The following is a 10,174-nucleotide window of genomic DNA, read 5'->3' as shown; positions in this document are numbered from 1 at the left end:
GGACATCTCCTTCCGCTCCACCGCCACCGTGCTGCAGACCGTGGACGCGGTGTTCCGGCTGGACGGCGCCAAGGATGGTGTCGCTTCCGAAACGAGCCCGGTGATCCGCCACCGCGCCTTCCGCCGCGGCCATGCCGGTCTGGTCGAGCTGTGGCCCCCGGTGAAGCCGGCGGAGGCCGCCGACCCGCCCGCCTGGGCGCCCCCGGTGGAGCGCGAGGCCGCCGATTCGCCGTCGGCCCGGCTGGCCGCGGTCATCGCCGACACCATCCGCGACTGGACCCAGCGCGGCGAGTCGCTCGAGTCGCGGGGCCGGCCGATCCAGCCCGGCGACGTCATGGTGCTGGTCCGCCGCCGCACCGCCTTCGTGACGGAGCTGGTGCGCGCCCTGAAGGACCGCGCCGTTCCGGTGGCCGGCGTCGACCGCATGGTGCTGACCGAGCAGCTGGCGGTCATGGACCTGATGGCGCTGTGCGAGTTCCTGCTGCTGCCGGAAGACGACCTGACGCTGGCCACCGTCCTTAAGGGACCGCTGATCGGGCTGAGCGAGGACCAGCTCTTCGACCTCGCCCACGGGCGGCGCGGCACGCTGTGGCGGGCTCTGGTGGCGAAGGCGGAGGACGATCCCGCCTACCGCCCGGCCCGCCGCTATCTGGGCGCCCAGCTCGCCCGCACCGATTTCCTGGCGCCCTACGAGCTGTTCGCCGGGCTGCTGGCCGCCCCCTGTCCCGCCGATCCGGACGGGTCGGGCCGCCGCGCCCTCCTGAAGCGGCTCGGCCCCGACGCGCAGGACCCGCTGGACGAGTTCCTGGCCGTATGCCTCGCTTTCGAGAAGACCGAGCCGCCCTCCCTCCAGAACTTCCTGGCCTGGCTGGCGGCCAGCGAGGCGGAGATCAAGCGCGAGCTGGAACAGGGCGGCGGACGCGTACGCATCATGACGGTGCACGGCTCCAAGGGGCTCCAGGCGCCCATCGTCTTCCTGCCCGACACGCTGGGCACGCCGACCCAGAGCCCGCCGATCCTCTGGCCCGACGAGGGCTGCGCCGTGCCGCTGTTCGCCGCCCGCCGCTCGCAGGAGGATGCGCTGTGTGCCGAGGCGCGCACCCGCGCCAACCGCCGCCGCGACCAGGAGTACAGGCGCCTGCTGTACGTCGCGCTGACCCGCGCGGAGGACCGGCTGTACGTCTGCGGCTACCAGGGCAAGAAGGAGCCGTCCGACGCCTGCTGGTACAAGCTGGTCGAGGCCGCGATGGGCGAGATCGGCGTGCCGCACCCCTTCGACTTCTCCACCCTCTGCCCGGACGGCTGGAGCGGCGAGGGGTGGCGGCTGGCCGACCCGCAGACCGCCGTTCCCAAGCCGGACGGCGCCGGGGCCGGCCGCGTGCTGGCGACGCAGGCCGCCCCGCCCTGGCTGACCGCCGCCGCGCCGGAGGAGCCGGAGCCGTCGCGCCCCCTCACCCCCTCCCGCCCGGACGGCGACGAGCCGGCGATGCGCTCCCCGCTGGGCGAGGACGACGGGGCGCGCTTCAAGCGCGGCCTGCTGATCCACCGGCTGATGCAGACCCTGCCCGACCTGCCGCCCGACGCGCGGGAGGCCGCCGCCCGACGCTACCTTGCTCGTCCCGGGCATGAGTTGACGGCGGAACGCCAGGATGAAATCGTATCCGAAACGATACGCGTCCTGACCGACCCGCGCTTCGCCCGCCTGTTCGGCCCCAACTCCCGCGCCGAGGTGGAGGTGGTCGGTCTGGTCACCGGGCGCGCCCTGTCGGGCCGGGTCGACCGGCTGGTGATCGAGGACGACGCGGTGTGGATCGTCGACTACAAGACCAACCGCCCGCCGCCCGTCCGGGCGGAGGACGTGCCGCCCGTCTATGTCCGCCAGATGGAGGCCTACCGCGCGGCGTTGCGCGCCATCTACCCGGACAAGGCGGTGCGCTGCGTCCTGCTGTGGACGGATACCCCGGCGCTGATGGAGCTTCCGGAGTGAGGCGCGCGCGATAGTCCGCCTCGGGAACTTTTCACCCCCGGCCGCGTTGCACGGGACGGCGGATTGGGTTGACGAGACCGCAGTCGCGCCCCGGCTTGACCAGCGAGGGGGGTCGGTCATACATTTTGGCAAATTCCACCGATGAGGGATGGGTCCGCCGCCGGTGGAAAATCGGCGCGGCGGTGCCCCTGAACCCAGGCATAGAGGTCACATGAGCGATCCCATCAAGGTCACCGACGACAGCTTCGAGCAGGACGTGCTGAAGGCCGACGGTCCGGTCCTGGTCGATTTCTGGGCGGAGTGGTGCGGCCCCTGCAAGATGATTGCTCCCGCGCTCGACGACCTCGCCAAGGAGTATGGCGGCAAGGTCACCGTCGCCAAGCTGAACATCGACGACAACCCCGGCACCCCGACCAAGTACGGCGTGCGCGGCATCCCGACGCTGATGCTGTTCAAGAACGGCAACGTCGCCGCCACCAAGATCGGCGCCCTGCCGAAGACCGCGCTGTTTACGTGGGTCGACGAGGCTCTCTGAGCCAAGCGGTCCCCGGACGATCGAAAGGCCCCGCCCCTCTGGCGGGGCTTTTTGTTTGGGCACTGCAAGTCCAATCCCCTCTCCCCTCCGGGGAGAGGGTGGCCCGAAGGGCCGGGTGAGGGTCGTCCGAGGATCAAGGCGCTCGTTCTTTGCCGCACCCTCACCCTTCCCACGCTTCGCGTGGGCCCCTTCCCTCTCCCGGGGCGGGAGAGGGGTGGTACACGGCACCAGCTTCCCCTTGCGGCCAATCCACCTCCGTCGCAGATTTGGCAAACGATGGCCTACCGACTGCCGCCCCTCAACACCCTGCGCCTGTTCGAGGCCGCCGGCCGCCACCAGAGCTTCAAGGCGGCGGCGGAAGAGCTGCACCTGACCCCCAGCGCGGTCAGCCACGGCATCCAGACGCTGGAGGATTGGCTTGGGGTGGAGCTGTTCCTGCGCGGAAACCGCAGCCTGTCGCTGACCCCCGCCGGCCACGCCTATCTGCCCCGCGTGCGCGACGCGCTGCAGTCGCTGGCGCTGGCGACGGAGAGCGTGCCGGGCCGCAAGCCCAGCGGGCGGCTGTCGGTCAGCGCCGCCCCGACCTTCGCCCTGCGCTGGCTGATCCCCCGCCTTCCCGCCTTCCAGGAGCGCCACCCGGCGATCACGGTGGCGCTGGACACCGCCCATCGGGTGGTCGAGTTCCCCCGCGACGGCATCGACGCCGGCATCCGGCTGGGACGCGGCGACTGGCCCGGTCTGGCCGCGCTGAAGCTGATGGAGGAGGACCTCGTCCCGGTGGCCGCCCCCACCCTGGCGGCGCGCATCGCCTGCCCTGCCGATCTCGCCTCCGTCCCACTGCTCCACGTCGCCGACGTGTCGGAGGACTGGACCGCCTGGGCCGAGGCCGCGGGCCTGCCGCCGTCGGCGCTGGACGACGGGCTGAAGCGCGGGTTGCGGCTGGACGCGATCCACATGGCGGTGGACGCCGCGGTGCGCGGGCTGGGCGTCATCATCGGGCGGCGTCCGACCGTCGACCCGGAGCTGGCGTCCGGCCAGCTGGTCGAGGTGATGGGGCCGCGCCTGCGCGCGAAAAGCGCCTATTGGCTGGTCACCGCCCAGGACAGCCTGCGCCGCCCGGAGGTCGCCGCCTTCCGCGCCTGGATGCGGGCGGAGTTCGCCCAGGGAGGGTGACCCGCTTCGGGTGAAATTCGCTCACCCGACGATGAAAAGGTCCCGTTTGCCGGAGCGGCGGGGACGGCCGGATGCTGGTGCTTCCATCGCACCCGCCGGAGGTCACCATGACCCTGCACGTCCTCCCCCGCACCGCGCCGTCACCGGCCCGCCGCCTTCACACACTGCTGGCTTGGATCGCCCGCTTCCGGGAGGAGCGCCGCCAGCGCGATGCCCTGCTCTCCCTCTCCGACTACGAACTGCGGGACATCGGCATCACCCGCTACGATGCCGTCACCGAAGCGCGGAAGTCTCTCTGGCGGTGAAGGTCGCGGTTTACAGCCGGTCCCGCCGGATCGCCTCCAACAGCCCCACGGCCCCGGCCTCGCAGAGGTCCAGCACCTCGTTGAAGTGCAGCCCCTCGCCGTAATAGGGGTCGGGCACCTCGCGCTTCGGTGCGTCAAGAGCGTAATCGAGGAACAGGGCGACCGTCGCCCTGCTGTCCGGCGGGGCCATGCGCCGCAACTGCGCCAGATGCCCGCCGTCCATCGCCAGGACGTAATCGAAGTCGGCGAAGTCCGCCCCGGTCACCTTGCGAGCGCGCAGGTCCGACAGGTCCACCCCGCGGGCCTTGGCGGCGCGCTGGCTGCGCGGGTCGGGCGCCTCCCCCACATGATAGCTGTGGGTGCCCGCCGAATCGATGCCGATCTGGCTTTCCAAACCGGCTTGCCGAACCCGGTCGCGGAACACACCTTCCGCGGTGGGCGACCGGCAGATGTTGCCCGTACACACGAACAGGACCTTGACCATCCCGGCCTCCTCCTCTCTGCTTTCCGCCTGTGCCTTTCCCGGCCCGAGATCTAGCAGCCGTTCCCCGAACCCGCCAGGGCGCCATGACCCTCGCCAATATGACCGCCGCCAATATGACCGCCGCCATCACGACCATCGCCAATCATCTGAAGCCGACCGACTCCATCGTCCTCCTGACCGGGGCCGGCATTTCCAAGGAATCCGGCCTGGACACCTTCCGCTGCGCCGACGGCATCTGGGCCAAGGTCGATCTGGAGGACGTCGCCACGCCGGAGGGCTTCGCCCGCGACCCGGTGCTGGTCCACCGCTTCTACAACGACCGGCGGCGCGGCCTGCGCGACCCCGCGGTGCAGCCGAACGCCGCCCATGCCGCTCTGGCCGAGTTGGAGCGGCGCTGGAAAGGCGACCTGCTGCTGGTCACCCAGAACATCGACGACCTGCACGAGCGCGCCGGGTCGCACACGCTGATCCACATGCATGGGGAGCTGAACGCGGTCTTCTGCCGCCATTGCCGCAGCAAGGTGGAACACTGGGCCGGCGACCTGTCGGTGGAGGACGTCTGCCCGTCCTGCGCCCGCAAGGGCGGCATGCGCCCCGACGTGGTGTGGTTCGGCGAGATGCCCTACCAGATGGAGCGGATCTACCGCGCGCTGGGCGCCTGCGACCTGTTCGTCTCCATCGGCACCTCCGGCAACGTCTATCCCGCCGCCGGCTTCGTGGCCGAGGCGCGCAACGCCGGCGCCCTGACGCTGGAGCTGAACCTGGAGCCGTCGGCGGGCGCCAGCCTGTTCGCGGACTCCGTCAACGGCCCGGCGACCGAGCTGGTCCCGGCCTTCGTGAGCGGGTTGCTGAGCCTTTGAGCGGCGATCTTGAGAAACTGTTCGAACAGGCCCGCGCCTGCCGGCTGTGCGCGGGGGTGTTGCCGCACGGCTGCCGCCCGGTGCTGCGCGGCAGCCCGTCCGCCCGCCTGCTGATCGTCGGGCAGGCGCCGGGCGCGCGGGTGCACGCCAGCGGCATCCCCTGGAACGATCCGTCCGGCGACCGGCTGCGCCAGTGGCTGGCCATGGACCGCGCGGCCTTCTACGACGAGAGCCGGATCGCCATCGTCCCCATGGGGCTCTGCTACCCCGGCACGGCGCCGAAGGGCGGCGACTACCCGCCGCGACCGGAATGCGCGCCGCTCTGGCACCCGCCGCTGCGCGCCGCCCTGACCGGGGTTCGGCTGACCCTGCTGGTCGGCAGCTACGCCCAGGCCCACTATCTGGGAAACCGCCGCCGGCGGACGATGACCGACACGGTGGCGGCGTGGCGGGATTACCTGCCGGAGTTCCTGCCCCTCCCCCACCCGAGCTGGCGCAACACCGCCTGGCTGAAGAAGAACCCCTGGTTCGACGCGGAACTGGTGCCCGCCCTGCGCCGCCGCGTGGACGAGGCTCTGAACGGGTGACTCACCCCTCCATGGCCTCGATGCGCTCCATGTCCTCGTCCGACAGGCCGAAATGGTGGCCGATCTCGTGGATCAGGACGTGGCGGACGATGGCGAACAGGTCCTCGCCCGTCTCGCACCAGTAGTCCAGGATCGGGCGGCGGTAGAGGAAGATCATGTCCGGCCCGCTGCGCAGGTCCGCGACGCTCTGCCGCGTCATATCGACGCCCCGATAGAGGCCGAGCAGGTCGAAGGGGCTTTCCAGCTCCATCTCGCGCTCGGTCTCCTCGTCGGGGAAATCCTCGACATGGATCGACAGATTGGCGATCGGGGCCAGGAGTTCCCGCGGAATCGTCTCCAGCGCGTCCTCGGCCATCCGCTCGAGGTCGGGGGTGGAGGGGGGAACGCTGTGGGTGTGTGCCGGTTTGCGCATCATAGGGGGAAGGTAGCGTTGCTTGCCGCCCAGGCCAAGCGGCGCTAAACCGGAAGACGGACCGGAACAGCGATTTGATCCACAATCGATCCGTGTCCGTTACGCCTTGCACAGGCCAACCAAGCACAGGCCAACCAACAACGGGGGAAGGAATGTCGGACAAGCTGGTGGGTGCCAAGCGGCAGACCGCGCTGAAGGAACTGCATGGCTGGGCGGAGGTGCTGGAGCGCGACGCGATCCGCAAAACCTACCATTTCCCCGACTTCCCCGCCGCCTGGGGCTTCATGAGCCAGGTCGCCCTGCTGGCGGAGCGGGTGAACCATCATCCGGAATGGTTCAACGACATGGGCCGGGTGGAGATCATCCTGTGCACCCGCAGCGCCGACGGCCTGACCCAGGCCGACGTCGATTTCGCCCACCGCGTGGACCAGATCGCCCCGAACCGCGACCGCTGATCTAAGCGCGCACGGAGCGCGTCAGGCCGGTTCCAGAACCACCTTCACATCCGCCGGGCGCCCGAAGAAGGGGGCGGTGGTGACCAGCAGCGGGCAACCGGCGGCGGCGTAGGCCGCCGCATTGTCCTCCGTCACGCCGCCCGCCGCGGCGACGACCGGCGGGCGCGGCAGGCCGCGCGTCGCCTCGACCACGGCGCGGGCCTCCTCGGGCGGGCGTTTCTCCAGTTGCAGCACGTCGGCCCCGGCCCGGGCGAAGGCGATGGCGTCCGCCACCGTGTCGACCTCCACCACGATCTTCTTTTCCGGCGCCCGGCGGCGCAGATCGGCGATCCACGCCTCGGGCGGGCCGGACAGAAAGGCGCGGTGTTCGGCGAAGACCAGGATCGTTTCCGACAGGCCCAGCCGGTGCATCACCGCCCCGCCGGCCAGCACCGCCTTGACCGACAGGTCCTTGGCACCGGGAAAATTCTTGCGGGTGCAGGCGACCGTCACCCCGGGGGCGGCCTCGACGATGCGGCGAGCCCGGGAGGCGATTCCGGAGGCGTATTCGACCAGCGTCTGCGCCACCTTCCAGCCGCGGTGCAGGGCGCCCGCCGGGCCATGCCCCTCCAGGAAGGGCGCTCCGGCCTCCACCGCCGTGCCGCTGGGCCGGAAAGAGGTCACCGTGCCGCCGGCCTTCCCGATCAGGCGGGCGGCTTCCTCCGTCCCGGCCAGCACCATGGCGCCGCGCGCCGTGAACCGGATGCGCGCCGGGGCGGCGGCGATGCCCAGCGAGTCGGTGGTCAGATCGCCGTAGGGAACGTCCTGGACGAGGAGCGCGTCGAGCGCGGCATCGGACAGGACGATCATCGGCGGTTCCCTTTTCTTGTTAAAGCCACCCGCGGCGGCGGAAGTACCAGAGCGGCACGACGGCGGACAGCACCATCATCACGATGGCCATGGGATAGCCGAAGTCCCAGTCCAGCTCGGGCATGTGGTGGAAGTTCATGCCGTAGGCCGACGCGATCAGGGTCGGCGGCATCAGCGCCACGGAGACGACCGAGAAGATCTTGATGATCGCGTTCTGCTCGATGTTGATCAGGCCGAGCGTGGCGTCGAGCAGGAAGTTCGCCTCATGCGCCAGGAAGCCGGCGTGCTCGTTCAGGGACCGCAGGTCGCGCGTCAGGGTCTTCAGCGCGGCTTTCTGCTCCTTGGTCAGCCGCCCGGCGGCGACGGAGGAGAGGAAGGCGACCAGCCGGTCCAGCCCGGCGAGGCTGTCGCGCACCTTGTGCGTCAGGTCGCCGGCCCGTCCGATGCCGCGCAGCACATCCTGCAGCTCGTCCGGCTTCTTGGAGCTTCCGACCCCTTTGCTGTTCAGCGAGTCGGTGAAGATGCGCGCGGAGAGCCCATCGATGCGGGCGCCGATCAGCTCCAGCACGTCGGCCACCCGGTCGATCACCGCGTCGAGGATGCCCAGAAGCGCGTCCTCCGCGCTGGCCAGAAGCTCCGGCTGGCGGCTGGTCCGCGCGGCGAAGGTGGCGACGGAGCGCGGCTCGGTGAAGCGCACCGTGATCATGTGCCGGGGGGTCAGGACGAAGGTGACCTCGCCCTGCTCCGGCATCGGCGAATCGGCCCGCGCGATCACCGAGGAGGTGAGGTAGACGGCCTCCCCTTCGGTGTAGAGCTGGCTCGACGCTTCGATTTCCTTCATTTCCTCGCGCGTCGGCAGGTCGCAGCCGGTGACGGCGCCGACATGCGCGCGCTCCGCCTCATCGGGGCGGAGAAGATCGATCCACACCGTGTTGGGCGGCAGCGGCTCGCCAAGGGCGAGCGGCTGCTCGACCACGCGGCCGCCCACCCGGGCGTGGACCGTGATCATGCAAGAGCCTCGGCCGGGACCGGCGCGCCGGCGGCGCGGCAGGCGGCGGCCAGCGTGTTGAGCATCAGGCAGGCGATGGTCATCGGCCCGACGCCGCCCGGCACCGGGGTGATGGCGCCGGCGACCTTGACCGCCTCGTCGTAGGCGACGTCGCCGACCAGCTTGGTCTTGCCCGGCTCGGTCGGGTGCGGCACGCGGTTGATGCCGACGTCGATGACCACGGCGCCCGGCTTGATCCAGTCGCCGCGCACCATCTCCGGACGGCCCACCGCGGCGACCAGGATGTCGGCGCGCCGGCATTCGCCGGGCAGGTCCTGGGTGCGGGAATGGGCGACGGTGACCGTGCAGTCCTGCTGGAGCAGAAGCTGCGCCATCGGCTTGCCGACGATGTTGGAGCGGCCCAGCACCAGCGCCCGCTTGCCCTTCAGGTCGGCGCCCAGCGTGTCGCGGAGCAGCAGCAGGCTGCCCAGCGGCGTGCAGGGCACGATGGCGCCGGGGCTGCCGGTCGCCAGCAGGCCGGCGTTGACGACGTGGAAGCCGTCCGCATCCTTTTCCGGGACGATGCGGGCCAGAACCTTTTGGGTGTCGATGTGCCTCGGCAGGGGAAGCTGGACCAGGATGCCGTGCACCGCCGGGTCGGCGTTCAGCCGATCGATCAGGGCCAGCAGCTCCGCCTCGCCGAGATCGGCGGGCATATGATGGTCGAAGCTGTTCATGCCGAGGTCGGCCAGGGCCTTTTCCTTGGACCGGACATAGACCTGGCTCGCCGGATCCTCGCCCACCAGCACGACGGCGAGGCCGGGGGTGACGCCGTGGCTGGCCTTGAGCGCGGCCACACCCTCCGCCACGCGGGCGCGCAGCCCCGCGGCGAACGCCTTGCCGTCGATGATCTTCGCCTCAGCCATCGCTCTTCCCACCGTTGCTGCTCACCGGGTCGCCGGTCGCGGTTTCCACCAGCGCCGTCAGCCGGCGCATCAGGTCGGCCGGATCGCCGGCCACATGGACAATCTTGTTCCGGTCGGTGGCGCCGGCCACCACCGTCAGGCTGGTCTTGGGCAGTTTCCACGCCTTGGCCAGCAGCTTCACCACCGCCTCGTTCGCCTTGCCGTTCTCCGGCACGGCGGTGACGGTCACCTTCAGGGCCGTTCCTCCGGACGCCGTAGCGGCCAGCCCGGCGATGGCGTTGCGCGACGCCTTGGGCGTCACCCGCAGCGCCAGCCGGACGCCGTCCGCCACCGCCTCGAAGGGCACGGCCTCAAACGGTACCGCCATCAGAAGCGCGGCCAGTATTCCGCCATCAGGTTGCGGATGAAGAAGATCAGCAGGATCAGCGCGATCGGCGACAGGTCCAGGCCGCCCATGTTCGGCAGGACGCGGCGGATCGGGCGCAGGACCGGTTCGGTGACGCGGTAGAGGAAGTCGCCGATGACATAGACCGCGCGGTTGCGGGTGTTGACGACGTTGAAGGCCACCAGCCAGCTCAGCACCGCCGAAGCGATGAGCAGCCACACATAGAGG

Annotated in this window: 14 protein-coding genes; 7 read left to right on the top strand and 7 right to left on the bottom strand. The window is 70.6% G+C overall.

All coding sequences use genetic code 11. The features are described 5' to 3' along the window. The 4 genes from Q4I23_RS26140 to Q4I23_RS26125 all read left to right on the top strand — a co-directional run. Nucleotides 1–1,987, top strand: a 1,987-nt coding sequence (locus Q4I23_RS26140) for a 3'-5' exonuclease (protein ID WP_498528141.1), incomplete at its 5' end; no start/stop codon positions are given. 211 nt (nt 1,988–2,198) lie between these two features. Continuing rightward, nucleotides 2,199–2,522 carry a thioredoxin TrxA gene (trxA, locus tag Q4I23_RS26135; RefSeq protein WP_014238663.1) on the top strand — a complete coding sequence of 108 codons (324 nt, stop codon included), beginning with the start codon at nt 2,199–2,201 and terminating at the stop codon, nt 2,520–2,522. A gap of 276 nt (nt 2,523–2,798) precedes the next feature. Beyond that, nucleotides 2,799–3,695 carry a transcriptional regulator GcvA gene (gcvA, locus tag Q4I23_RS26130; protein ID WP_454020125.1) on the top strand — a complete coding sequence of 299 codons (897 nt, stop codon included), beginning with the start codon at nt 2,799–2,801 and terminating at the stop codon, nt 3,693–3,695. Nucleotides 3,696–3,766: 71 nt separating this feature from the next. Beyond that, nucleotides 3,767–4,000 (top strand): DUF1127 domain-containing protein, encoded by a 234-nt coding sequence (locus Q4I23_RS26125; RefSeq protein WP_498528140.1) that lies wholly within the window; start codon nt 3,767–3,769, stop codon nt 3,998–4,000. 10 nt (nt 4,001–4,010) lie between these two features. Here the strand turns inward: Q4I23_RS26125 and Q4I23_RS26120 are convergent, their stop codons facing one another. Beyond that, nucleotides 4,011–4,484, bottom strand: a complete 474-nt coding sequence (locus tag Q4I23_RS26120; protein WP_498528139.1) for a low molecular weight protein-tyrosine-phosphatase — start codon at nt 4,482–4,484, stop codon at nt 4,011–4,013. A gap of 113 nt (nt 4,485–4,597) precedes the next feature. Between Q4I23_RS26120 and Q4I23_RS26115 the strand changes: the two genes are divergently transcribed. Together Q4I23_RS26115 and Q4I23_RS26110 are read left to right on the top strand one after the other, a co-directional pair. Then, nucleotides 4,598–5,344 (top strand): NAD-dependent deacylase, encoded by a 747-nt coding sequence (locus Q4I23_RS26115; protein ID WP_498528142.1) that lies wholly within the window; start codon nt 4,598–4,600, stop codon nt 5,342–5,344. Continuing rightward, nucleotides 5,341–5,931: a uracil-DNA glycosylase family protein gene (locus tag Q4I23_RS26110; RefSeq protein WP_498528138.1), complete on the top strand. Its 591-nt coding sequence runs from the start codon at nt 5,341–5,343 to the stop codon at nt 5,929–5,931. The genes Q4I23_RS26115 and Q4I23_RS26110 overlap by 4 nt, the downstream gene beginning before the upstream one ends. A gap of 1 nt (nt 5,932) precedes the next feature. Here Q4I23_RS26110 and Q4I23_RS26105 read toward each other — a convergent pair whose 3' ends face one another. Further along, entirely contained in the window at nt 5,933–6,346 is a 414-nt protein-coding gene (locus tag Q4I23_RS26105) for a metallopeptidase family protein (protein WP_041810830.1), read from the bottom strand. 149 nt (nt 6,347–6,495) lie between these two features. Between Q4I23_RS26105 and Q4I23_RS26100 the strand changes: the two genes are divergently transcribed. Beyond that, entirely contained in the window at nt 6,496–6,798 is a 303-nt protein-coding gene (locus Q4I23_RS26100; RefSeq protein ID WP_137139450.1) for a 4a-hydroxytetrahydrobiopterin dehydratase, read from the top strand. Nucleotides 6,799–6,819: 21 nt separating this feature from the next. On the opposite strand, the gene modD is transcribed toward Q4I23_RS26100, so the two are convergent. The 5 genes from modD to Q4I23_RS26075 form a co-directional block, all read right to left on the bottom strand. Further along, a complete protein-coding gene (gene modD / locus Q4I23_RS26095; protein WP_454020129.1) occupies nt 6,820–7,647 on the bottom strand; it encodes a ModD protein in 828 nt (275 codons plus the stop codon). 19 nt (nt 7,648–7,666) lie between these two features. Continuing rightward, nucleotides 7,667–8,656 carry a magnesium transporter CorA family protein gene (locus Q4I23_RS26090; protein ID WP_035669719.1) on the bottom strand — a complete coding sequence of 330 codons (990 nt, stop codon included), beginning with the start codon at nt 8,654–8,656 and terminating at the stop codon, nt 7,667–7,669. Beyond that, a complete protein-coding gene (folD, locus tag Q4I23_RS26085; RefSeq protein WP_454020130.1) occupies nt 8,653–9,561 on the bottom strand; it encodes a bifunctional methylenetetrahydrofolate dehydrogenase/methenyltetrahydrofolate cyclohydrolase FolD in 909 nt (302 codons plus the stop codon). Before folD ends, Q4I23_RS26090 begins: the two co-directional genes overlap by 4 nt. Beyond that, the gene (locus Q4I23_RS26080) at nt 9,554–9,928 is read right to left on the bottom strand and encodes a DUF167 family protein (RefSeq protein ID WP_498528137.1); all 375 of its coding nucleotides are present in this window, start codon (nt 9,926–9,928) and stop codon (nt 9,554–9,556) included. The genes folD and Q4I23_RS26080 overlap by 8 nt, the downstream gene beginning before the upstream one ends. After that, the coding region (locus Q4I23_RS26075; RefSeq protein WP_498528136.1) for a YggT family protein at nt 9,928–10,174 on the bottom strand (247 nt) is incomplete at its 5' end. The genes Q4I23_RS26080 and Q4I23_RS26075, both read right to left, overlap by 1 nt.

Source organism: Azospirillum sp. UFLA03-27, from assembly GCF_059803775.1.
Note: the sequence above shows the minus strand (reverse complement) of the source record. Positions and strands in the feature narration are given on the sequence as shown.